Source organism: Vibrio toranzoniae (assembly GCF_024347655.1).
In the GTDB taxonomy this organism is placed as follows: domain Bacteria; phylum Pseudomonadota; class Gammaproteobacteria; order Enterobacterales; family Vibrionaceae; genus Vibrio; species Vibrio toranzoniae.
In genome coordinates, this window is sequence record NZ_AP025515.1 from 55,716 (window position 1) to 78,521 (window position 22,806).

Here is a 22,806-nt window from a genome sequence, read left to right on the forward strand (position 1 = left end):
TGATTTAACCTAGTGCTAGATTAACCTAGAGTCGGATTAACTTAGTTTGAAGCGACCCATCACATCTTTAAGAGAAATAGACAGCTGGCTTAGCTCGCGGCAAGCTTGAGCGGTTTGATCTGAACCTTGTGATACTTCTTGAGAGGCCAAATGTATATTTTCAATGCTTCGGTTAAGCTCTTCTGCAACTGAGTCCTGTTGGTTACAAGCGGTCGCGATTTGGCTACCCATGTCTGAGATGTCAGAAATAGAGTGCTCAATGTCGCTCATCAGTTGTTTCGATTGAACTCCTTGATCTGCACATTCTGAAATGCTGCTTCTAGAAAGTTCTGTGGCAGATTTTGCGTCTTTCGCAAGCGATTGGAGCTGTTCAATGATCGCAGTGATTTCACTGGTTGAATCTTGTGTACGACCAGCAAGTGTTCGAACCTCGTCTGCAACCACCGCAAAGCCACGACCAGATTCACCAGCGCGTGCAGCCTCAATTGCAGCGTTAAGCGCAAGTAGGTTAGTTTGATCGGCAATGTCGCGAATAACATCTACGATAACGTTAATTTTGTTCGATTGCTGTTCTAGTTCCGCTACAGTATCCCCAGCGGCACCAATAACGTTTGAAACTTCTTGAATCGAGTCAACCATGCTTTGAGTTTCACGAACGCCGTGCTGTGTGCGACGGTTCGCTTCGTTAGCATGGTTCGCTGAATCTTCAGTGTTACGTGCTACGTCGGCTACCGCTGCTTTCATTTCTGTCATTGCAGTTGCAACGTGCGTGATTTGCATCTGTTGGTCTTTCATCCCTGATGCCGAAATATCAGAGATTTGGTTCATCTCTTCTACTGCGCTACTTAACTGAGTCACAGCTGAAATAACGTTGTCGATTACTTGGCGTAAATCGTCTTGCATCTTCGTGGTCGCATCAGCTAGCTCACCAAGTTCATCATTGCCTATCGCTTTACGGTCAATATCGCTTGATAAGTCACCGGTTGCGATCGCGTTTGCTTGCTCAACAACAAGTTTGAGTGGGCCGCAAATCAACAGTGTTAGCGCATACGTCATGCCAACCATAATCAATAGAATAATGATATTGCTCGCGATCGATGAATTGCTTAATCCGTTTACTGAAGAAAGGATACGAGTTTTATTGCTATCCATGGCATTTTTAAGCAGTCGAATCAGTTCGCCTAGCTCAGAGTCAACCGCTTTAAACGAAGATAATGAATTGGCCAAGATTGGTTGGGCCTTGCTTTTGTCGTTGGCTATCATCGCTTCGTTGTACTTGTCCATAGTGACCAAATACTGTTTCCACTGACGCATAAGACGCTGGTAAGTTTGTTGCTCTTCACCTGGCCAAATTGTCTCACCGTAAGCGTGTAGGTCTTGACTGATTTTCTCGCGTTCGCGAATGTTACTGGCGATTTTATTTCTGATTTTGTCAGCATCTTCATAGGTATAAGTCGCAAATTGAGTACGGCGCCAGAGAGACATGTGATCTCGAATAGCGTCTACTCTTTCCATTGCAGGCAGAGTATCATCAGTATAATTTAATAGTTCAGTTTTAATACTTTTGAGCTCTGTAGATAAAAATACGCCAAACGCAATGTTGACAATGGCAATAAGTAAAAATGATAGCGATATCTTTTTCGCTATAGAAAGGTTCTTGATAGACATTGGTGATATACCTTGTTGGTCTTATGTTGTGTCGCCAAAGTAAACCACTTCCCTATATGTGATATTTGTCCATTAAATTACTGCAACGGATGTAACGTACCATTTATTACTGATATTTTCGATAATGAATTGAGCTTCAAATGAAAATAAAAAATGTCAATGATTTTGTAAGAGTCTGATTATACTAGTTATGGATTTATCAGTAGTGAGTTCTAATGTTTGGTAAGAATGAGTGTCAGGCTAAGGGCCTTAATTATTAAGGGGGGAGTTAAGACAGTTAATGTTTTTTTTGAAAATCAATGCTAACTAGTTGCTTTACGAACAACGTTTGTGAGCCATATACGTATTGATGCTTCTTGCGTTATTCTTGTTCTATGTGAGATTGAAAGATCGTTGGTTAGATTGTTTTATAACCGGTTGAATAAAATAAATAAATTTATTATTGACTCATTACTTTAATCAGTTAAAGTGCATCTCGTTCTCAGGCAATGGCCCTAGAGAAAGTAATCTTACGAAAATTGGATGTAAGTCTGTTTAGACTATGGTGCCGATTATCGCAATAAAGAATTGCGTGCCCTGGTGGTGGAATTGGTAGACACAAGGGATTTAAAATCCCTCGACGTTCGCGTTGTGCCGGTTCAAGTCCGGCCCGGGGCACCATCTATTTGATTGTTACCTTGTTGGGTAGGAATCTACAGAGTCGTTCTCTTAAAACACGGCTTGAAGGCGCCTTGGCAGAGTGGCTATGCAGCGGATTGCAAATCCGTGGACCTCGGTTCGACTCCGGGAGGCGCCTCCATTATTCAAACTGAAAGGTCAGCTAAAATGCTGGCCTTTTTGCTATCTGCAATTTGATATATTTTCGTTTTCTATCATCGTTCTACGCTTGTTTGCCTAAGTCGATAAGTTCTTCACATTTATATATAGTTACTCATGATTCTGTAACGCTTTCATCCGTTATTACATATCTTATCGTTATAAATGAAAATGATTGTTATTTATTTTTGTTGTTACTAGTCTATTATGAAATATTACAACGCACTCTGTCGTACATCAAAGTGACGATAAACCGCCCTTAAACCTTGTCATATCTATGGTTATTCGTTATGAATAATGAAAGGACAGCGACTTCTACCTCTTTTGTTCTACCCCTTTTGGGTAGTTCTATTTCGTAATTGATTTACATCATATTTTCATTTTCTTTCATAATTCATTATTCGCTCAGTTGAGAAATATATAACCTTCAGGAATTCTTATGAGCAAGATGAAGCTAGTCGTAATCGGTAATGGGATGGTTGGTCATCGCTATATCGAAGATTTAGTCGAGAAGACAGATGTGGCTTACATGGACATCACGGTGTTCTGTGAAGAGCCTCGTGTAGCCTATGATCGTGTGCACCTTTCTTCTTATTTTTCACACCACACTGCGGACGAACTTTCTCTAGTTAAAGAAGGCTTTTACGAGAAACACGGCATCACCATGCTGATCGGCGAACGTGCTATCAACGTTAACCGTGAAAAGAAAACCGTTTACTCAAGCACTGGTCGTGAAATCCAATACGACAAACTCATCCTTGCTACCGGTTCTTTCCCGTTCGTACCGCCAATTAAAGGCAACGAAGGCAAAGACTGTTTCGTGTACCGCACTATTGAAGACCTGAAAGCGATCGAAGCAACGGCTAAGAACTCTAAGTCGGGTGTTGTTGTTGGTGGTGGCCTACTTGGCCTTGAAGCGGCAGGTGCACTAAAAGCGCTTGGCGTGACAACACACGTTGTTGAGTTTGCTCCTAAGCTAATGGCTGAGCAGCTTGACCAAGCAGGTGGCAACCAACTTCGTCAAAAAATCGAACGTATGGGCGTAAACGTACATACAAGCAAAAACACGCTTGAGATTGCTCCTGAAGGCACTGAAGCTCGTAACGTGATGCGTTTTGCAGACGGTACCGAGCTAGAAACTGATTTCATCGTATTCTCTGCTGGTATCCGCCCACAAGACAAACTTGCTCGTCAAATGGGTTTGGGTATCGCGCCTCGTGGCGGTATCGAGATTAACGATCACTGTCAAACGACTGATAAAGACATCTACGCTATCGGTGAGTGTGCGTCTTGGAACCAAACGTTCTACGGCCTTGTTGCTCCTGGTTACAAAATGGCGACAGTTGCTGTTGACCACGTTGTTGGCAATGAAAGCACATTTGAAGGTGCTGACATGTCTGCGAAGCTGAAGCTTCTTGGCGTGAAAGTGGGTTCTATCGGTGACGCAAATGGCCGTACTCCTGGTTGTAAGAGCTACGTTTACCAAAACGAAGAATCAGAAGTTTACAAACGCCTAATTGTTTCTGAAGACAACAAGAAACTGCTTGGTGCGGTAATGGTTGGTGATACGTCTGACTACGGCGATCTTTTACAGCTTATGCTGAACGAAATCGACCTACCAGAACACCCTGATGTATTGATTCTTCCTGCTCACGCTGGCGCTGAAAAGCCAACACTTGGCGCGGACTCGCTTCCTGAATCTGCAGTTATCTGTTCTTGTTTCGATGTGACTAAAGGCAAGATCGCTCAAGCGGTTGCTGAAGGTCATCACACCATCGGTGATATCAAAGCAGTAACGGGTGCGGGTACGGGCTGTGGTGGTTGTATACCACTGGTGACTTCAGTACTAAACGCTGAACTTGCTAAAGCTGGTGTAGAAGTGAAGAACGACGTGTGTGAGCACTTTGCTTACTCTCGCCAAGAGCTTTTCCACCTGATTCGTATTGAAGAAATCAAAACATTCGACGAGCTACTTGAGAAGTATGGTAAAGGCTACGGCTGTGAAGTATGTAAGCCTCTAGCGGGTTCTATCCTTGCTTCTTGCTGGGGTGAACACATCCTTAAGCCTGAACTAGTGAAGCTGCACGATACCAACGATAACTTCCTAGGTAACATGCAAAAAGACGGTACTTATTCTGTTATCCCTCGTATGGCGGGTGGTGAAGTAACGCCTCAAGCGTTAAGCGTTCTTGCTGATGTGGCGGCTGAATACAATCTGTACACCAAGATCACGGGTGCACAGCGTATCGGTCTATTCGGTGCTCAGAAAGATGACTTACCAGCAATCTGGAAGAAGTTAATCGCTGCAGGTTACGAAACGGGTCAAGCTTACGCAAAAGCACTTCGTATGGCGAAGACATGTGTTGGTTCTACTTGGTGTCGTTACGGCGTTCAAGATTCAGTTGGCCTAGGCGTGATGATCGAGAACCGTTACAAAGGCATCCGTACTCCTCATAAGATGAAGTTTGGTGTGTCTGGCTGTACTCGTGAATGTGCAGAAGCTCAAGGTAAAGACTTAGGTATTATCGCGACTGATGCTGGTTGGAACATGTACGTGTGTGGCAACGGTGGTATGAAGCCTCGTCACGCAGACTTACTGGCAAGTGACCTAGACCAAGAAACGCTGATCAAGTACATCGACCGTTTCATGATGTTTTACATCCGCACGGCTGCGCCACTACAACGTACATCGGTATGGATGGACAACCTAGAAGGTGGTGTTGATTACCTACGTGAAGTGATTGTAGACAACAAGCTTGGCATCAATGACCAGCTTGAAACTGACATTGCAGGCTTGGTTGATAACTTTGCTTGTGAGTGGACAGATACACTCAACGATGAAGCTCAACTTAAACGCTTTGCACACTTCATCAATGCTGACGAACGTGATGCAAACGTTGTGTTTGTTGATGATGGCCGTGAACAACACCGTCCAGCGACATTCACTGAGAAATATTCTGAAGCCATTACTTCAAGGCATCAAGGCGACATCATTCACGTAGAAACGGTGTAACGGGAGAAGACATCATGACATTTACCAAAGTTTGTAAGATCGAAGACATTACCCCAGGTACAGGTGTTTGTGCGTTGGTTGGTGGTGAGCAAGTGGCTGTCTTCCGCCCAACTAAGGCTGATGAAGTATTCGCGATTAGCAACACAGACCCTTTCTTCCAATCAAATGTGTTATCACGTGGTTTGATTGTTGAACACAAAGAAGAGCTTTGGGTGGCAAGTCCGCTTAAGAAGCAACGCTTTAACCTAGCAACAGGTACGTGCATGGAAGACGAAAACTTCAACGTAAAAGCGTACAAAGCTCGTGTTACTAAAGGCACTGTAGAAATCTCTGCGTAGTTAATTGGAATCTTATACATAGTTAGTGAGCAAGATTTGATAGTTCAAGGGTTCTAGTTCTCGATATTGCCTTAACTCGGCAACTAGAGCCTTTTCTTATCCAATTTTAACTTTTTAAGGACAACCTTATGTCTACTGATTTTAAACCCGCTGAATTCGTTCAAACGATGATCGATGTGGGTGAAGCAAAAACGAAAACAAGTACTCGTGATCTTCTGATTCGAAGCACTATGGCTGGTATCATTCTTTCGCTTGCTGTCGTTGTGGCAATCACGACTATTGTACAAACAGGCATCGGCATTGTTGGCGCACTTGTGTTCCCAGTGGGTTTTGTGATTCTAAGTGTGATGGGTTACGACCTAGTAACTGGCGTATTTGGCCTTGCCCCTTTAGCTAAGTTTGATAACCGCCCAGGCGTGACTTGGGGGCGTGTTTTACGTTGTTGGGGTATTGTTGGCCTTGGTAACCTTATCGGCTCTCTCATCGTTGCCGTACTGATTGCTATCTCATTGACAGGTAACTTCTCTTTAGATCCAAATGCAGTCGCCCAAAAATTTATTGCGGTTTCAACAGCTCGTAGCTTAGGTTTTGAAAACATGGGTATGGACGGGTGGATCACGTGTTTCGTACGCGGTATCTTCTGTAACCTCATGGTATGTCTAGGTGTGATTGGTAACATGACAGCACGTACAGTGTCTGGCCGTGTAGCAATGATGTGGTTTCCTATCTTCATCTTCTTCGCGCTAGTATTCGAGCATACAGTAGTCAATATGTTCCTATTCCCATTGGGTATGATTCTAGGCGCTGACTTTGGTATCGCGACATGGTTGAACTTCAACCTTATCCCTACCATTGTTGGTAACATCGTTGGTGGCCTACTGTTAACGTGTGTTCCTCTATACCTAACTCACGCTAAAACGGCTCCTTCTCTAGGTGCTAAGTAAATCTGAATACGGTGAAACGTAATTTAGTCTGAGGATTGAAAGCCCCAACAAATTGTTTGGGGCTTTTTTGTTCGAACGCCTAAGCACCATTAATGTGTTGATTGTTATTGAGCAAAATACCTGCAATAGATTGTTTTGTTATAATTACTTCTATCTTCGTTAGTATTTAGACAGAATATTTAACTCAACACCTGATAGTCTAAGGGTTAAGGATTTGGATAAGTCATCACAAATACAGTGACTTACCACATAGATTGAAGCTTGAGAAAAAACAAGCAAACCTTCGGAGCACAGCATGTCAGAAGTATCGTCATCGAATGTTAAAGAAGTAACCAAAGGATTGGTTTCATTAGTAGGGGCTGGCCCTGGTGACCCAGACTTACTTACCCTAAAAGCGGCACGTGTTATTCAACAGGCTGACGTGGTCGTTTATGACCGCTTGGTATCTAAAGATATTTTGGCAATGGCCAACTCCGATGCAGAAATGCTGTATGTGGGAAAAAAGCTCGACCACCACTGTGTTCCACAAGATCAAATCAACCAATTATTGGTGACTAAAGCGCAAGAAAATAAGCATGTGGTTCGCCTGAAAGGTGGTGACTCGTTTATCTTTGGTCGTGGAGGTGAAGAGTGTGAAACCCTAGCGGAGCATGGCGTCAGGTTTGAAGTGGTACCCGGAATCACTGCCGCAGCAGGCGCGACGGCTTACGCGGGCATTCCACTAACACATCGAGATCACGCACAAAGCGTCCAATTCATTACTGGACATCTAAAGAAAGATGGTGAAGATATTGATTGGCGCTCGCTTGCTCAGCACAATCACACGATCGTGTTTTACATGGGTCTGAAAGAGAGCCCGAACATTCAGAAAAACTTATTGGATAACGGTATGCGAGCAGACATGCCTGTTGCCATTATTGAGAACGGTACGCGCCAAGAACAAAAAGTATTCCGTGGTGGATTGAGTGATTTAGCGAACCTTGCTGGCGTTGCAAAAAGTCCTGCGTTGATTGTTGTCGGCAGCGTGGCTCAACTTCATGAAAAATTAGCTTGGTTTAATAAGCAAGTTTAACGACGTAACCTCAAAGCCGATAAACAATCAGCCAGTGAATAAATCAAGAATCAAATACTGCAGCGACTACTTTGTCGCTGCATTTCTCGTTGGCGCATTGGCATTTCGTCAATGATATTGGTGATTTTCTGCCAATCTGTTTTACCACTCCATCTGTATTTCTCTTTACCGTCTTTACCAATCAACACAGCGGTGTGTGAACCTTTAGGTATCTCATAAATACGGGTTACGGCATCTAAGTTAAACTCTTCTTCTAGCCAAGTAGGAACAGTGTAACCGCTCTCTGCTATTACCATGATGACGACATCTCGTTCGTCCAATTGTCAGTTGTTGATCAACACTTCATTGAGAAACTCTTTAACCACTGAATCTTCTTTTGGTGCGAAATAAATCACACTGCGGTGTGGTAATGAATTGGTGTGAGAACTCGCTGGATAGGCGAGTGCTGAGCTGATGGTTAAGCTCATTATCAGTATCATGCTGATGGTGAGAAACTTAAGTAAATCAGAGCAAACGTTTGAGTTATTGCTTGTTTGTGCCGATCTGGCTGTGTTGAGGCTTACACACGGTTTATGTGTTTGTCGGTGTAGCATGGCCAACCTCCCTTTAATAACACTGAGCCTGAGTACGATTTGATTGTCACGTGAATGCAGTTATGCGAAGAATAATTTCGGGTAACTGGGGAACAAATCGACCTACATTAAGCATAGTTAGGTTTACGTTGAAGATGCTTAGATTTACGTTGACGCTAGCTAAAGGGTTCATTTTTTTTTAAATAAAGCGACTCGCATTTCCTCATTGAATAGAATAGGGTATACGGAAAATCTAAAGGTATGAATTTATGGAAAACATAGCAATTCTGGTCGACGTTCAAAACGTTTACTACACCACTCGCGACAAATATCGTTCTAACTTCGACTATAACCAGTTTTGGTATGTTGCCACGGAAGGGCGTAACGTTGTTACAGCGAATGCTTACGCAATCTCTAGCCAAGATCCTAAACAGCGTCAATTTCACCATATCCTCCGTGGTGTTGGTTTTAATGTGAAGCTAAAACCATTTATTCAGCGCCGAGATGGCAGTGCAAAAGGAGATTGGGATGTGGGTATTGCGTTAGATGCTATAGAGCTTGCAGAAACGGTTGATACGATTGTTTTGGTCTCTGGCGACGGTGATTTCGAAATCCTTGTAGAGCGAATCAAAGAACGTTTTGGCAAACCGGTTGAAGTATATGGAGTTCCTGGGCTAACCGCGCAAAACCTTATCGACTCTGCCTCAAAATTTGTTCCGATTGAAAAAGATTTTTTATTATAGAGTAAATCTCACATTTATAATTGAAATCAATAATAACGATTATTAGAATGCAAACTATTATTATTTATTGGTTTGAGTGATGTCGCGCGTTTTAGTTGTTGATGATGATATTCAGTTGTGTGAGCTATTGGGTGAAGTGTTAGAAAATGAGGGGTATCACGTTGATACTGTTCATTGCGGAGAGTCCGCGCTTGAGTTTATTCAATCGCATCCTGTCGATTTGGTTTTACTCGATGTAATGCTTCCAAACCTAAGCGGTATTCAAGTGGCAAGACGCATTTGTCAGCGTTTTGCTACTCCCATTCTTATGTTAACTGCGCTTAATGATGACGCATCTATGCTCGATGGCTATCAAGCGGGTGCCGACCAGTACATAGCTAAACCTTTCAATGTTCCTGAACTCTTAACCCGTATTAAGGTGATCTTGCGCCGAGTTGGGTTTGAACGTCAGAGGCAGTCTTTGGCTTCGTCCGATCGTGGTTTGTGCGAACAGTTCTCTCGTTTGCCATTAACCGGCACAGAAAAAGACCTACTTGACTACCTCATTAAACACGATGGGATCGTCGTATCAAAATCAGATTTACAAATCCATGTGCTCAAGAAGGAGTTGTGTCCGTTCGATCGTAACTTAGATATGCATATCAGTAATATACGACGGAAATTGGTTCAGGCTGGCTTATCAAAACAACATATTAAAACGGTGCGTGGTAAAGGATACAGTTATCTAGAGTCAGTTGGAGCATGAGCGCTAAGTTACTGCGCTGCCCAGACTATATAGCTAAGCGTAAGGATGGCTTAACGTTCCAACTATTCAGTTACTTGACAGTCATTCTGGTCAGTATACTCATCCTTCAAGGTGTGGCTGAAAGAGCGCTGATGAAAGCGCTTTTGAAAGTCCCTGAATCCGTTAAAGCTGAAATGCTTGACCTCGCCTATCAAGCCAATGTGTTGATTGAAGAAGGTGACATGGATGAGTTAGCCGATTGGGGGAACGCTCAAGAGTATTACTTGTTTGTGATTGATAAAGATAACCAACCGATTACGCACCGACACATGCATCCGCACTTTGAATTCAAGCTTCAATATCTACGAACTTTGGATCACCAACTGAGTGACCGTGTGAGCAAGCCTATATTTGGTCTACCGCTTAATAACGGAAATACCTTGGTTATCCAATTGCCGCACCAGTTCCACCCCGCCAAATCTTTTGCACCTTATTCTTATCTAATTAAAGCTTTGATTGCTCTGATCGTGTTGACACTGTTCTCGATTATTATGGCGAAGAGTCTGCAGCAACCTCTCGATCGCCTAAGGGAAGCCAGTCGAAGGTTAGCGCAAGGGGACTTTTCGGTGAGTGTTGTGTCTGAGCTCGATTCAACCACACGTGAATTTAACGAATTAGCCCATGATTTTGATCATATGACGTTCGAGATAAAGTCATTGGCTGAAAAGCAGCGTCGTTTGATCCGTGATGTGTCACATGAACTTAGAACGCCATTGGCAAGGCAAAATCTCGCATTACATTTATTGCGAAGCAAGGTTGACGACAAGAGCGTCGGTTTGCTTGATCGACTCGAAAGTGAAACGGAAGAGATGAACAAGCTAGTGGGAGAAATCCTTGAATTTAGCCGTTTAGAAACGTCTCGTTATGACCCTAAGTTAAGCTTGATGCATCTTGAGCATTACTGTTCGATGCTTATCGCGCAAATGCAAAGCGACCTAAAGCCGAATCAAACCTTAGTCGGCGATTTAGAAACGCCGACATCAATGGTTAATGTTGACGAGAGACTTCTTCTTCGAGTCGTTGGTAACTTGGTTGGTAACGCGATTAAATACGCTGGAGAGAATGCTCATATTGTCGTTACTACATATGAACTGTTAGCAGACAGACGTTACAGTGTCATATCTGTAGAAGATGACGGTGATGGCATTCCTGATAACCAGATTTCAGGTATCTTCGACCCGTTTACACGTATTGAATCAGCCCGAGATAAACAGTCTGGTGGTTATGGCTTAGGGCTTGCGATTGTTAAGGAAGCGGTGGGTGTGATGAATGGCTGTGTTACTGCTGAGAATCGAGAAAGTGGGGGACTTCGAGTAAATCTGATGTTTCCCGCTATTAATTGAATCTACCACTTAATCAAAACGCCACTGCATCTGCAGTGGCGTTTTAGTTTATACGCTTTTCATTATCAGCTAAGCATAGCCATTAATTATACCAATCACAGTAAGTAAGTGATCAAATATAGCGTAGGAAAAAAGCTTGAGAACAAGGCTGCTCTTCTCGATAAGAAGTTTCGATAAGTAGTTATTCTACAATCAAAAATTCTAACGAAGTTATCGAGGTTTTTAACAAGCTAGGGTGACCAGTTGTTTACTACGATTGGTATTACGCTTTAGCTTGAAGGTAAGAGCGACAGAGAAGCTAGATTATGCCTGTTGACGTGTTAGCTTAACTTCTTCTTCTTTCTCACCAGCAGTAGGGTCATTGAAGCGAGCTTCGTCAAAAGAACCTTCAGACTTAGCCACAATGATAGTTACGGCACTATCTCCAGTGATGTTTACTGCGGTGCGAATCATGTCAAGAAGACGGTCAACACCCATGATAAGCGCGATACCTTCCAGTGGTAGGCCTACTTGGTTCAATACCATCGCCAGCATAACAAGACCAACACCAGGAACACCCGCTGTACCAACAGACGCTAATGTCGCCGTTAGGATAACCATTAGGTAGTCACCCATCGTCAAGTCAATGTTGTATGCTTGCGCGATAAATGCAGTAGCCACACCCTGCATGATAGCTGTACCGTCCATGTTTACAGTCGCACCTAGTGGTACTGTGAACGAAGCAACTTTATTATCTACGCCCATGCGGTTCTTCGCTGTTTCCATTGTAACTGGAATCGTTGCGTTCGAAGAGGCCGTTGAAAACGCAAACATGATCGCATCTTCCATCTTACGTAAGAAGGTGATTGGGCTTAAACCTGTGAATCCTTTAAGCATTGCACTATAGGTAACCAAACCGTGCAACAGTAGGGTACCAGCCAGAACTAAGAAGTATTCCGCTAGGTTCCAAATTGCGCTTAAGCCAAGGCTAGAGAACAGTTTCGCCATTAAGAAGAAAACACCGTAAGGCGCTAGGTTCATTAGTAGTGCGACAAGCTTCATGATAACTTCGTTCAAGTCAGAAAAAACCGCAGCAATACGTTCACCAGGTTTACCCGCCGCACTGATAGCAATACCAAACAACACAGCAAATACGATAACTTGCAACGTTTTCCCTTCAGCCATTGCTTGGATAGGGTTGGTAGGGAACATGTCGATAATCACTTGGCCCAAAGAAGGGGCATCCGTTGATTTGAAAGAACTTGCTGCAGTAAGATCCGCACCAGCTCCAGGTTGGAACAGGTTACCGATAGTGAGTGCAAGGGTAATAGCAACGGCTGTTGTACCGATATAAAGTGCAAGTGTTTTGCCACCCATACGGCCAAGAGTTGATAAATCTTTAAGAGAGCTCGTACCGCACACTAGTGAAACGAAGACTAGCGGCACAACAAGCATTTTTAAACTGGCGACGAATATCTGTCCGCCAACTTCAAAGAGTCCGTTAACGATGTAATTGTTGACAAATCCACTTTCTGCAAAAAGGGATTGAATGGCAAATCCCGTCAATATACCTGCGACCATACCGAGAATAACTCGTCCAGTCAGAGACATAGGTTTCTTGGTATTCATTTAGAACACTCCTTATTATTGATAACTTTGACACCTCTTCAAAGTGAGCAGGAGATTATCAGCCTGTGAAAGAAATCGAAAAACAAAAAATCGCCTTGGGATTCTAGATGTGATCAAAATCACTGATAAATCTATAAATTAAACAAATTAAATCAAAGTTATTCACTGTTTAATTACATTTATCGAGAGTTTTATACACAAATTAGGGAGCTTGAAAGGTAATAAATAAGACAACCGGATTATTGATGAAATAATGTTCGTTAAATCGACGTTATTCATAATGCGGATAGCGATAGTTTCTACCCATAAACCTATCTTCTAACGGTGGGCATATAACCTGTTGTATCAAATGAACTTTGTTAATATGCAAGTAATCAATATCCCTCCGTTCCATTACAAAACCTTACAAATGCAAAGAATGTAAATTTAATGCAAATAGTAATGATTATCACTTATATTCACTCCAGAAATAATTCAGTGGTGCCGGTAACGGCCTAGTGAGCACAGCGAATAAATAAAAAAGTGCTCGGACAAAAAGAATAAAGCGGAGTAAAGGACATGTTTTCAAAGAGCCCATTGGCTTTAGTGATCGGCGCGGTATTGGCTTCGCCAGCAGTATTGGCAGAAACAGCACAAACAGACGAGCATATGGTCGTAGAAGGTCGTGATTATGGCTACAAGGCCGATACGAACACCACTGCAATGCGCATGGAAGCAACTCAGTTAGAGACTCCGGGACAAGTTTCAGTAATCGATGAGCAAATCATCGATGAACAGCGTGCAACAACGCTTGGTGACGTTCTGAAGAATGATGCGAGTGTAAGTGCGGGTGGTACAAGCCGTAACCGTGAGCGTTTTTCTCTACGTGGCTTCTCTGTAGGGAGCTCTTCAGGCTTCCTTAAGAATGGCCAACAACACTGGTCTCACTACCGCCAACCTATCGAATTGCTAGAGCGTGTTGAAGTATTGAAAGGCCCTTCAGGTCTTCTTTATGGTATTTCTGCGCCAGGTGGTCTGATCAATATGGTCAGCAAAAAGCCAACTTACGATACGCAAGTGAGTGTTAGTCAAGATATTGGTTCTAATGATCATTCTCGCACAACGGTCGATGTAAGCGGTGCGTTGAACGAGGCTGAAACTCTACGTGGTCGTGCAATCTTATCTAAAGAAAGTTACAACTCTTGGAGAACGTATGGTGACGGCTCTGAACCACAAACAGAACGTTTTGTTGGTGGGGTAGTTGTTGATTACGATGTAACTAAAGACGTAACAGTTTCTGTTCATTACGACAAAACTAACGACGATGGCAGTGTCGATTCGGGCTCTTTGTACACCCTAGATGGTAATCGAGTTGGTAGCGACAAGCACATTTGGGATGCGCAGTGGTCACAGATTGAAAACGATGTTGAGAACGTTGGTTTTGATATTGCCGCTAACCTAACGGATACATGGTCAGTAAAAACAGGTTTTAACTACCAAGATTTCGAACGTATTGATATGGAAAGCTACCCAAGCTTTAAAAATATGAACCCTGATGGTACGGGTACCGTGACTCAAGGCGGTAACTACCGTCATGACAAATGGCGTTTCAGAACGGCTTATGTCGATCTTACAACAACTGCTGAGCTCGCGGACACAGAGCACAAACTATTATTCGGTGCTAACTGGTTGGGCTACAGCTACTATCGCGGTATGGACCGTTTCAATAGTGGCGAATATGCACCAGATGCAACAGTACCAGCTCCGTCAGTGGGTCCAACATCGTTAGGCAAGATGAGTACTTACGATACTTGGGGCTTCTATATCCAAGATTTGGTTACTATTAACGATGAATGGCAAGTTCTTGCGGGCGCTCGTTTCGACCGTAAAGTCAGTTCTGGTGTGGCAGAAGAGAACGTAGCACCTAAACTAGGCGTGATTTACCATCCAGCTTCAAACGGTAGCATTTACGCTTCTTACTCTGAAAGCTTCGAACCTCAAGGTGTTGTTTCTAGTGGCAGACGCACGTACACCAATGATGGCCAACTTCTTGATGCCGCAACTGGTGTATCGTACGAAGTAGGTACTAAGTGGGAGTTGATGGACGAGCGCCTATTTGTATCGGGTGCAGTCTTTGACATAACTCAAGAAAACATCTCAATGGACGTAGAAGATACTGCGTCTGGTGATTGGACTAAGACACAAGGTGGTGAGCAAGTTCACCGTGGCGCTGAGTTAGGTGCGCAAGGTTTCATTTCGGAAAGATTCTCAATGTCTGGTTCTGCAATGTACTTAGACGCTGAAATTGCTAACCATGAAACATATGGAGGTAATCGCCCTGCAGATGTACCTGAGTTTGCAGCAAGTGTTTGGTCTACTTATGCCGCAACCAACGAAGTTGATGTGAATTTAGGCCTTATCTACGAAGGTTCACGCTACGGTGATAGTGCGAACACATTTAAGAAAGATGGCTATGCTCGTGTCGATATGGGAGCTGCATATACGATGAAATACGATGATTCTTTAGATTTTGTTGCTCGTCTAACGGTTGAAAACGTATTTGATAAAGAATACCTAGCAGGTGGTGGTTCTACTTCGTCAAGCCATCAATTTGCAGAAGACGTAGTAATCGGCGAAGGCCGTAACTACATGGCTACACTACAGATAAAATACTAATTTGTTGGTAGGGTGTCATTGGTAGTATAAATATTTAGGGGGAAGTTTAGGCTTTCCCCTTTTGTTATTTTGCTACTTCATAAAATATACCTAGTAATGTGAGTGACTTTTAATGATAATGAGACTGCTTATCAATAAAACTCATTTGACCTTCTTCTATAGTAAATGACTACAATTATGAATCTTTTAAAAATTAGCCTAGCACTTACCATTAGTTTGGTTGCTGTGCCTTCTATGGCAAACAGCTTGGATCAAGCTCAATCTATTCAAAACAAGACCAATAACGCGTCGGCATCGAGCCAGAAAGTTATTGATAAAAGCTCACAAGCCACTTTGATGCTTCAAGCTGAGATTGAGCGTCTGCAAGAAGAAGTGAAAAATCTCGAAGTCTATCACGATCATCTTGCCGCATTGGTTGAGAGCCAAAACAACGAAGCCCAAAGTATTAAAGGGCAGATCGACGAAATCAAATATACACGCCAGGGTGTTGTACCTTTGATGTATCAAATGATTGATGGCCTTCAACAGTTAGTAGAGCAAGATGTGCCAATCAAGAAAGAGCAACGTCTAGAAAGAGTTGAAAAGCTACAAGCAATGATGACTCGTGCTGATGTCAGTGATGCAGAGAAATATCGCCGTATTTTAGAAGCGTATCAAATCGAGATGGACTACGGCATTAAGTTGGGTGTTTATCAAGGCCGAGTAGCATTAACTAACGAGAAAACAATTGAGGCCGATGTTTTGTATCTGGGACGAATTTCGCTAGTGGCTCGTAACTTAAATGGCAGTCAGTATTGGTCTTGGGATCAAGTAAAAGATCAATGGCAAGAGCTTGATTCATCAATGAAACCTGAGCTAGATAAAGCTTATGATGTTGCTAGCCAGCAAGCGGCACCAAGCTTAATTACTTTACCTGTTTCTTTAACTGTTGCGGAGGTTAAGTAATGAACTTACAGCCATTAGCAGTATTACTTTGTATTACATCACTTTCATTTTCTGCTTTTTCTGCATCAGATACGACGGCTCAACTCGTTAATAAAGCTAAATCAGAGAGTCGTGCTCAAGCTTCCCACAACGTTGTTCGTGAATCTGAATTCAAAAGAACAGAGCAAGAGCTGAAAGCGATCAAAGCACAACTGGCAACGAAGCGAGCTTCAATCCAAGCCGCTACAGATGCGTTGACCAGAACCTTCAGTGAAAACGAAAACAAACTTGCACGTTTAGAAGAGAAGCTTCGTTTAGAAACGGGCAGTTTAGGCGAGTTGTTTGGTGTTGTTCGTCAAAATGCAAAAGAGTTAGGTGCCGAATTAAATTCCACGATCAATAGCGTGGATCGTGGCGCACATACAGAGACTGTCAATCAGATCATTGACGCTAAATCACTGCCATCAATGCCACAACTATCGGGTCTTTGGGCGAGCATGAATGAGCAGATTCAAGCGAGCTCAGAGCTTAGCAAATCTCAAATTGCGTTCATCAATGGTGAAGGAAACACACAAACCGTTGATGCTTACCGACTAGGTTCAATTGGGCTAGTTACAGAGCAAGGCTACGTGAGCTGGAACACCCAACGTGAGGATGCGATTGCGTATCTAAAACAACCATCGAATGGCCCGACTTTGGCGTCACTTTCTTCGTTAGCGAATGGTGAAGTGTCTAACGTGGTTGTCGATCCTTCTCGCGGTTTTATGTTGGAGCAGTTGGCGTTATCACCAAGCCTAGCCGATCGCCTTCAAGCTGGTGGCGTAGTCGGTAAAGTGATTCTTGGTTTACTTGCAATTGGTTTGATTATCGCGCTGGTTCGTGGTGTTTCTTTGATGATTGCTCGTCAAAAAATTCGTTCTCAATTGAAAAATTCAGAGCAAGCGGGTGACAACCCACTTGGCCGTATCCTTGCCGTTTATGACAAAGAGCAAAACCAAACGGTTGAAGCCCTTGAGCTAAGACTGCTAGAAGCGGTGGTTGATGAGCAAACTCATTTAGAGAAAGGTTTATCAATGCTGAAACTGCTTGCTGCTCTTGCCCCTATGCTTGGCCTACTTGGTACGGTTACCGGCATGATCGAGACATTCCAAGTGATCACCCAGTTTGGTAATGGCGACCCTAAAGTGATGGCGGGTGGTATTTCTATGGCTCTAGTGACCACTGTACTTGGCCTTGTTGCAGCCATGCCACTTCTTCTTGCACACAACATTCTTAGCACTCAGGCAGAAAATATTCGCAATATTCTTGAGAAACAAGGTATTGGCCTTGTGGCTGAGCAAGCAGAAAAGACGATTGAATCAAACGCTGTTGTTTCATCAGTTGGGACTGCTGCGTAATGGATATTTTGTCGGGTTCTCTATTACCAGCGAGTTGGTTAACGAGTGACTGGCTGCTGTCTTTATCAAGCTTTATGGAGCAGGGCGGTTTCGTTCTGTGGTGGCTAGCGGCTGTTGTCCTTGTTTATTGGGTGCTTGTGGTAGAACGCGTGCTTTATCTTGCGTTCTACTTTCCAAAGCAACGTAAAGTGTGGGTTGAGAAGTGGCGTGAAAGAGAAGAGCACTCTTCTTGGCATGCTAAAGCCATTCGTGAAGGCTGGTTGGGGCAGGCAAGTATCTTGCTACATCAAAATTTGAACTTTATTAAACTGTTAGTCGCTATTTGTCCGATGTTGGGTCTGCTAGGTACCGTAACCGGTATGATCTCTGTTTTTGATGTCATGGCGACTCAAGGCAGCAGCGACCCTAAATTAATGGCTTCAGGTATCTCGTTGGCGACACTGCCGACCATGGCAGGTATGGTCGCGGCATTAGCGGGGATGTTTGTTCATGCTCGCTTAGCAAAAGTGTGTAGCCGCTTGGAATTAAAATTAGAAAAATCTTTAAGGAGTCAACGATGAGACTCGGTCGACGTCATTCTAAAAACGAAGAGGCTCAAATAGACCTAACTTCGATGCTTGATATTGTATTTATCATGCTCATTTTCTTTATTGTGACCAGTTCATTCGTGCGTGAATCCGGAGTTGAAGTCAATCGTCCGCAAGCTTCTAACGTGGTTAGCCAAAAAGATGCCGGTATCTTCGTTGCTATCACATCGGCTAACGATATCTTCATTGATAAACGTGTTGTGGATGTAGAACGTGTTCAAGCAACACTAGAACACTTGTTGCTAGAACAACCTGATGCATCTTTAGTGATTCAAGCGGATGAACACGCATACAACGGTACGGTTGTTAAAGTAATGGATGCCGCTAAAGGTGCAGGCGTGAAAAACATAGCGCTTGCTGCTGATAAGCGATGATCTTGGAGGATCTTTATAAATGATTCGCCTATTTCTTGCTCTACCGTTAGCGGGAGCATTGGGCTTAGCTCTGTTTTCTTTCATGGCTTGGATGGTTGATAATGGCCATCAACGTTCATCAGATAACAGCGAAACGTTAAGTTTCAACATGGTGATGGTGGAACAAGAACAAGAAGTTCAAAGAAGACAGCGCGCAGTTCCTGAAAAACCTGAAATGCCTGAACCGCCACCGGAAGCGCAAACGTCTCAGTCACAAGCTGAAGTTACGCCTCTGAATTCGATGTCTTCTTTGCCTTCACTGGATTTGAATACATCCATTGATGGTCTAGCGATTAACGCACCGACATTTTCTGATTTTGGGTCAAACCAACAGGCAATGCCTCTGTATCGAGTAGAGCCTCGTTACCCAGCAAAAGCGCTTAAGCGCGGTGCTGAAGGTCATGTGATTATGTCTTTTACTATCGATGAAACGGGACGCCCAGTTGACATTGAAGTCACTGATGCAAACCCACGTCGTATGTTTGAACGTGAAGCGATGAGAGCACTTAAAAAATGGAAATATCAACCGAAAGTCGTCGATGGAAAAGCGATAGCTCAGGTTGGTCAAACCGTGAAACTAGAGTTTAAGTTGGCAAAATGATGAAACAGATATGGATATTAGTGGGCTTGTTGTTAATGCCCCTTACAACACAAGCAAAAGACCTAACCCAATATACTGCAATTCGTGTTCAAAAGGCGCATAAGCTGGCTCAAGATGAACAGGTTAAACAAGCGATTGACGTACTTGCAGGCTTGGAGCTTTCTAAAGGCTACGATAAGGCGTACGTTGCTCGAATGTTGGGTGTGTTTTATTGGCAAGAGGGTAAAACGGATGCGGCAATTAAACAGCTTACTTATGCGGTCGACAGTAATTTACTGGTGGATGAACAAGCTTGGGTAACGAAGCGCATGCTTGCTGATTTGTTGTTAAATGATCAGCAGTTCAAAAAAGCGCTTCCGCACTACTACCAGCTAGTAAAAACGGCCCCAGAAACGGAAAAGAAAGACACGCTTTGGATGCGAATTGCACAATCGGAATACCAAATTGAAAACTGGTCGAAAGTCCTAGTTGCCATCGGTAACCACGACAAGTTTAATTCGAAACCAGAGTTATCATCTCTATCGCTAAAACTCGGCGCACAGCTCCAGTTAAAGCAGTGGAAGCAGTCTATTCCTACACTGGAAAGCCTTATTGAACTCCAACCAGAGAAAGATAACTGGTGGCGTCAACTTGTGGGTATTCAGTTAAGACTAGAACGTAACCGTGATGCATTGAACACACTAGCACTGGCTGATTTACAAGGCGTTGAGCTGAAAAACTCAGATCGCCGCTTGTTAGCACAGCTTTACGCGAAACGCGGCATTCCAGAGCGTGCTGCTCAAGAGATCGCTAAGTTAGATGATGCGAACAGTGATGTTCAGCTTCTGGCTGAGCAAGCAACCTACTGGCAGTTAGCTAAAGAGTGGGACAGTGCCATTGAAGTGTGGACGCTAGCGGCTAAAAAAGACATCCAATATCATTGGAATGTCGCTCAGCTGTTGGTTCAGCAAGGTTACTATGATCGAGCGCTGGTTGTTCTCGACAAAGTGAAAGACAAAAACAAACAGGCCGACGTTGCTTTAGCTAAAGTACGATCATGGTATAAGCTAAAGAACCTAGATAACGCTCTTGCTCAAGCGAAGCGTGCGAACAACATCGATCCCTCGTCTGAAGCAAAAGGTTGGATTAAATATCTGACTCAGCTTAGAACAGTCAGCGATAACGGAAATGTCTAACTGCTGATAGTGAAAAAAGGAAGATAAAAACAAATAAGCAAAAGGGTGTCATCTGATGGTTCAAATGACACCCTTTTTAATTCTGGCGGCTAAAGTTCATTCCGTTTTACTGTTTGGATAAATTGCTTAAGGGCTGCACATCGTGCCACTAGACGTTGCGCTTTGAATCACGCCTCCGGTGCCAGCTATCCAGTTAATGGTACAATCTCGATAAGGATTCTTAAATATATATAAAGTATAACCATTATCTAATGGCTTCTTCGTCTCAATCCAAGCATAGTTTCGAGATGCCCAAAAACTGATAGGGCGTGAGCGTTCAGTTAGATACTGTTCTTGTACATCAGTTATGTCTGAACCGATATATTCTTGGATGCGCTCTTCCGTGTTGGTTATTTGGCCAGTACACGCAGTTGCTAGCGTAGCAAAAGCCAAAACAATAATACGCATTTCAAAATCCCTTTTAGCTTAATTAGCTATCTCTAAATCGGTTATGGGTTCTATTTTTTAGCAAACCATATCAACCGATGAGTCCATCGTTTGTTCTTGATCGTCAAAATGTTCCAACGATCAAATAGTCCTAACTTTCGTTCCTTAACGCCACAGCGCTTATTTTAAACCCACCACAATCGAGCATGTTGAGGCTAAGGTTTTTTGAGGTTTGACGCTGTTATCAGTCACCTCCAATACAAGTTATCAATTACCTCTAGTACAAGCTAGCAAGAATATGCATACAGCTCGATGACTTCCGATGTAATGTTATGTAAATCTCCTTACATCGCTCGGCAAACGTAAACAATGTAAATTGAATGCCAATACGAATTATTATCAACTAAATTGACGCCATAAAAATTATAGGTATTGGTTCGTATGTCGCTAAAAAGTAGGGCAGTTCAATCATGGGCTCGTCGACTTCATGTTTATATTTCAATGGCGCTTCTGTTCGTTGTTCTTTTCTTCTCAGTAACAGGTATAACCCTCAATCGACCTGAGTTATTTGAATTAAGTCATCCCAATATCCAGCGCTCTACGTTAACGCTTCCTACGAGTTTGTTCACGATCCAAAACGGTCGATTAAAAGCTGATGAGCCTGCTTTCGAGATGTTTCTGTTTGAAGAAGCCAATCTGTCTGGTGTTCCTTCCGGCTTAGACATCTACGCGGAGATTGAAGACGGTGAGTTGCTGATCGGGGAAGTGTCCATGGACTTTAAAGGGCCAGGTTACAACGCTTCTGTATTTGTCGACGTGACGTCTGAAATGGTCGAAGTCGAAACCACCAATTACGGCGTTATCGCGCTTTTGAATGATCTACATAAAGGGCGTAATAGTGGTGAAGTTTGGAAATGGTTTATCGATATCACAGCACTACTGATGATCTTCTTTGTACTTACTGGCGTGTGTTTACTGTTACCTAAGAAAAAAACACTGAATACCTCTATAAAATGGACAGTGTTTGGGTCTGCAATCTCACTTGTTATCTATTTTGTCGCCGTGCCTTAACGCTTATTCGATTAATGAATCGGATTGAGTAATGAATAAAAGGTTAAACGGATTTAAAAGGTTGTTAAACATGAAAAAAATGAACTGGAGCAAGATACTTCTTGCTTTGTCTCTTTTGCCAAGCCTAGGTATGGCAAAAGCAATTCCTGACACGGCAAAACTGGATGTGAACTTCGAGCTACCGAAGATTGATACTTCAATGTATGCCCGTCCATACGTTGCGGTCTGGATTGAAAACAGTGAACGAAAGTCAGTGAAAACGATTGAACTTTGGGTCGGTAAAGACGAATGGCTTAAAGATTTGCGTAGCTGGTGGCGAAAGGTTGGACGCTACGATCGTGAATTGGTTGATGCTGTGACATCAGCTACACGTCCTGCTGGGAACTATCGATTTGTTTGGGATGGTAAGAGTGACAGCGGTGAAATCCTAGAGCAAGGCGAGTACACGGTTCATATCGAAGTCGTTCGCGAACATGGTGGTCGTAACTATCTTCGTCAAAAAGTATCACTTATTGATACAAACGCGTCTTATGAATTAAAGGCAACGGAAGAGACGGGGAAAATCACTCTTAACTATATCGCTAAATAAAAAAGCGTGAACAGAATAAACAGCATCCCTCGCAGGCTTAGGTTAAGCGACACGGCTAAAAATTATA

Annotated in this window: 19 protein-coding genes, 2 tRNA genes and 1 pseudogene; 18 read left to right on the top strand and 4 right to left on the bottom strand. The window is 43.2% G+C overall.

Annotated elements, in window-relative coordinates; translation table 11 throughout:
- Positions 1-36 precede the first annotated feature (36 nt).
- Positions 37-1,668 (bottom strand): methyl-accepting chemotaxis protein, encoded by a 1,632-nt coding sequence (locus OCU50_RS14755; protein ID WP_060466698.1) that lies wholly within the window; start codon positions 1,666-1,668, stop codon positions 37-39.
- A gap of 573 nt (positions 1,669-2,241) precedes the next feature.
- On the opposite strand from OCU50_RS14755, the gene OCU50_RS14760 reads away from it, so the two are divergent.
- The 6 genes from OCU50_RS14760 to cobA all read left to right on the top strand — a co-directional run bounded on the left by OCU50_RS14760 (position 2,242) and on the right by cobA (position 7,851).
- Positions 2,242-2,328: transfer RNA gene (locus tag OCU50_RS14760), tRNA-Leu, on the top strand.
- A gap of 65 nt (positions 2,329-2,393) precedes the next feature.
- Positions 2,394-2,467: transfer RNA gene (locus OCU50_RS14765), tRNA-Cys, on the top strand.
- Positions 2,468-2,923: 456 nt separating this feature from the next.
- Positions 2,924-5,497, top strand: a complete 2,574-nt coding sequence (gene nirB / locus OCU50_RS14770) for a nitrite reductase large subunit NirB (RefSeq protein ID WP_060466699.1) — start codon at positions 2,924-2,926, stop codon at positions 5,495-5,497.
- Positions 5,498-5,511: 14 nt separating this feature from the next.
- Complete coding sequence (nirD, locus tag OCU50_RS14775; protein WP_060466700.1) at positions 5,512-5,835, top strand: nitrite reductase small subunit NirD; 324 nt, start codon at positions 5,512-5,514, stop codon at positions 5,833-5,835.
- A 128-nt stretch (positions 5,836-5,963) separates the two neighbouring features.
- Complete coding sequence (locus tag OCU50_RS14780) at positions 5,964-6,779, top strand: formate/nitrite transporter family protein (RefSeq protein ID WP_060466701.1); 816 nt, start codon at positions 5,964-5,966, stop codon at positions 6,777-6,779.
- A gap of 295 nt (positions 6,780-7,074) precedes the next feature.
- Positions 7,075-7,851, top strand: a complete 777-nt coding sequence (gene cobA / locus OCU50_RS14785; RefSeq protein WP_060466702.1) for a uroporphyrinogen-III C-methyltransferase — start codon at positions 7,075-7,077, stop codon at positions 7,849-7,851.
- A gap of 50 nt (positions 7,852-7,901) precedes the next feature.
- On the opposite strand, the pseudogene OCU50_RS14790 reads toward cobA, so the two are convergent.
- Positions 7,902-8,444, bottom strand: a pseudogene (locus OCU50_RS14790) (DUF4174 domain-containing protein).
- A gap of 248 nt (positions 8,445-8,692) precedes the next feature.
- Here OCU50_RS14790 and OCU50_RS14795 point away from each other — a divergent pair.
- The 3 genes from OCU50_RS14795 to OCU50_RS14805 all read left to right on the top strand — a co-directional run bounded on the left by OCU50_RS14795 (position 8,693) and on the right by OCU50_RS14805 (position 11,293).
- The gene (locus tag OCU50_RS14795) at positions 8,693-9,166 is read left to right on the top strand and encodes a LabA-like NYN domain-containing protein (RefSeq protein WP_046223538.1); all 474 of its coding nucleotides are present in this window, start codon (positions 8,693-8,695) and stop codon (positions 9,164-9,166) included.
- Positions 9,167-9,245: 79 nt separating this feature from the next.
- Positions 9,246-9,911, top strand: a complete 666-nt coding sequence (locus OCU50_RS14800; RefSeq protein WP_017058226.1) for a response regulator transcription factor — start codon at positions 9,246-9,248, stop codon at positions 9,909-9,911.
- Positions 9,908-11,293 (top strand): sensor histidine kinase, encoded by a 1,386-nt coding sequence (locus OCU50_RS14805; protein WP_060466703.1) that lies wholly within the window; start codon positions 9,908-9,910, stop codon positions 11,291-11,293. Before OCU50_RS14800 ends, OCU50_RS14805 begins: the two co-directional genes overlap by 4 nt.
- Positions 11,294-11,596: 303 nt before the next feature.
- Here the strand turns inward: OCU50_RS14805 and OCU50_RS14810 are convergent, their stop codons facing one another.
- Positions 11,597-12,901 carry a dicarboxylate/amino acid:cation symporter gene (locus OCU50_RS14810; RefSeq protein WP_060466704.1) on the bottom strand — a complete coding sequence of 435 codons (1,305 nt, stop codon included), beginning with the start codon at positions 12,899-12,901 and terminating at the stop codon, positions 11,597-11,599.
- A 558-nt stretch (positions 12,902-13,459) separates the two neighbouring features.
- On the opposite strand from OCU50_RS14810, the gene OCU50_RS14815 reads away from it, so the two are divergent.
- The 7 genes from OCU50_RS14815 to OCU50_RS14845 all read left to right on the top strand — a co-directional run bounded on the left by OCU50_RS14815 (position 13,460) and on the right by OCU50_RS14845 (position 20,653).
- Entirely contained in the window at positions 13,460-15,556 is a 2,097-nt protein-coding gene (locus OCU50_RS14815; RefSeq protein ID WP_060466705.1) for a TonB-dependent siderophore receptor, read from the top strand.
- A 177-nt stretch (positions 15,557-15,733) separates the two neighbouring features.
- Positions 15,734-16,501 carry a DUF3450 domain-containing protein gene (locus OCU50_RS14820; RefSeq protein WP_060466706.1) on the top strand — a complete coding sequence of 256 codons (768 nt, stop codon included), beginning with the start codon at positions 15,734-15,736 and terminating at the stop codon, positions 16,499-16,501.
- Positions 16,501-17,877, top strand: coding sequence for a MotA/TolQ/ExbB proton channel family protein (locus OCU50_RS14825; RefSeq protein WP_060466707.1), 1,377 nt, complete (start codon positions 16,501-16,503; stop codon positions 17,875-17,877). The genes OCU50_RS14820 and OCU50_RS14825 overlap by 1 nt, the downstream gene beginning before the upstream one ends.
- Positions 17,877-18,437: a MotA/TolQ/ExbB proton channel family protein gene (locus OCU50_RS14830; protein ID WP_060466708.1), complete on the top strand. Its 561-nt coding sequence runs from the start codon at positions 17,877-17,879 to the stop codon at positions 18,435-18,437. The genes OCU50_RS14825 and OCU50_RS14830 overlap by 1 nt, the downstream gene beginning before the upstream one ends.
- Complete coding sequence (locus OCU50_RS14835; RefSeq protein WP_004739212.1) at positions 18,434-18,838, top strand: ExbD/TolR family protein; 405 nt, start codon at positions 18,434-18,436, stop codon at positions 18,836-18,838. Before OCU50_RS14830 ends, OCU50_RS14835 begins: the two co-directional genes overlap by 4 nt.
- Positions 18,839-18,857: 19 nt before the next feature.
- Positions 18,858-19,478: an energy transducer TonB gene (locus tag OCU50_RS14840; protein WP_060466709.1), complete on the top strand. Its 621-nt coding sequence runs from the start codon at positions 18,858-18,860 to the stop codon at positions 19,476-19,478.
- Positions 19,475-20,653 carry a tetratricopeptide repeat protein gene (locus tag OCU50_RS14845; protein WP_060466710.1) on the top strand — a complete coding sequence of 393 codons (1,179 nt, stop codon included), beginning with the start codon at positions 19,475-19,477 and terminating at the stop codon, positions 20,651-20,653. Before OCU50_RS14840 ends, OCU50_RS14845 begins: the two co-directional genes overlap by 4 nt.
- 126 nt (positions 20,654-20,779) lie before the next feature.
- On the opposite strand, the gene OCU50_RS14850 is transcribed toward OCU50_RS14845, so the two are convergent.
- Positions 20,780-21,100, bottom strand: coding sequence for a hypothetical protein (locus tag OCU50_RS14850; RefSeq protein ID WP_060466711.1), 321 nt, complete (start codon positions 21,098-21,100; stop codon positions 20,780-20,782).
- A gap of 420 nt (positions 21,101-21,520) precedes the next feature.
- On the opposite strand from OCU50_RS14850, the gene OCU50_RS14855 reads away from it, so the two are divergent.
- Together OCU50_RS14855 and OCU50_RS14860 are read left to right on the top strand one after the other, a co-directional pair.
- Positions 21,521-22,150, top strand: a complete 630-nt coding sequence (locus tag OCU50_RS14855; RefSeq protein WP_060466712.1) for a PepSY-associated TM helix domain-containing protein — start codon at positions 21,521-21,523, stop codon at positions 22,148-22,150.
- Positions 22,151-22,220: 70 nt separating this feature from the next.
- Positions 22,221-22,739, top strand: coding sequence for a DUF2271 domain-containing protein (locus tag OCU50_RS14860; RefSeq protein WP_060466713.1), 519 nt, complete (start codon positions 22,221-22,223; stop codon positions 22,737-22,739).
- The last annotated feature ends 67 nt before the right edge of the window (positions 22,740-22,806 follow it).

Bases quoted from the DNA above. Each gene is read 5' to 3' on its own strand.
- OCU50_RS14840 (WP_060466709.1), top strand. From the start codon at position 18,858: ATGATTCGCCTATTTCTTGCTCTACCGTTAGCGGGAGCATTGGGCTTA.
- OCU50_RS14825 (WP_060466707.1), top strand. From the start codon at position 16,501: ATGAACTTACAGCCATTAGCAGTATTACTTTGTATTACATCACTTTCA.
- OCU50_RS14835 (WP_004739212.1), top strand. From the start codon at position 18,434: ATGAGACTCGGTCGACGTCATTCTAAAAACGAAGAGGCTCAAATAGAC.
- OCU50_RS14780 (WP_060466701.1), top strand. From the start codon at position 5,964: ATGTCTACTGATTTTAAACCCGCTGAATTCGTTCAAACGATGATCGAT.
- nirD (WP_060466700.1), top strand. From the start codon at position 5,512: ATGACATTTACCAAAGTTTGTAAGATCGAAGACATTACCCCAGGTACA.
- OCU50_RS14805 (WP_060466703.1), top strand. From the start codon at position 9,908: ATGAGCGCTAAGTTACTGCGCTGCCCAGACTATATAGCTAAGCGTAAG.
- OCU50_RS14755 (WP_060466698.1), bottom strand. From the start codon at position 1,668: ATGTCTATCAAGAACCTTTCTATAGCGAAAAAGATATCGCTATCATTT.
- OCU50_RS14810 (WP_060466704.1), bottom strand. From the start codon at position 12,901: ATGAATACCAAGAAACCTATGTCTCTGACTGGACGAGTTATTCTCGGT.
- OCU50_RS14830 (WP_060466708.1), top strand. From the start codon at position 17,877: ATGGATATTTTGTCGGGTTCTCTATTACCAGCGAGTTGGTTAACGAGT.
- nirB (WP_060466699.1), top strand. From the start codon at position 2,924: ATGAGCAAGATGAAGCTAGTCGTAATCGGTAATGGGATGGTTGGTCAT.
- OCU50_RS14795 (WP_046223538.1), top strand. From the start codon at position 8,693: ATGGAAAACATAGCAATTCTGGTCGACGTTCAAAACGTTTACTACACC.
- cobA (WP_060466702.1), top strand. From the start codon at position 7,075: ATGTCAGAAGTATCGTCATCGAATGTTAAAGAAGTAACCAAAGGATTG.
- OCU50_RS14850 (WP_060466711.1), bottom strand. From the start codon at position 21,100: ATGCGTATTATTGTTTTGGCTTTTGCTACGCTAGCAACTGCGTGTACT.
- OCU50_RS14800 (WP_017058226.1), top strand. From the start codon at position 9,246: ATGTCGCGCGTTTTAGTTGTTGATGATGATATTCAGTTGTGTGAGCTA.
- OCU50_RS14845 (WP_060466710.1), top strand. From the start codon at position 19,475: ATGATGAAACAGATATGGATATTAGTGGGCTTGTTGTTAATGCCCCTT.
- OCU50_RS14815 (WP_060466705.1), top strand. From the start codon at position 13,460: ATGTTTTCAAAGAGCCCATTGGCTTTAGTGATCGGCGCGGTATTGGCT.
- OCU50_RS14860 (WP_060466713.1), top strand. From the start codon at position 22,221: ATGAAAAAAATGAACTGGAGCAAGATACTTCTTGCTTTGTCTCTTTTG.
- OCU50_RS14855 (WP_060466712.1), top strand. From the start codon at position 21,521: ATGTCGCTAAAAAGTAGGGCAGTTCAATCATGGGCTCGTCGACTTCAT.
- OCU50_RS14820 (WP_060466706.1), top strand. From the start codon at position 15,734: ATGAATCTTTTAAAAATTAGCCTAGCACTTACCATTAGTTTGGTTGCT.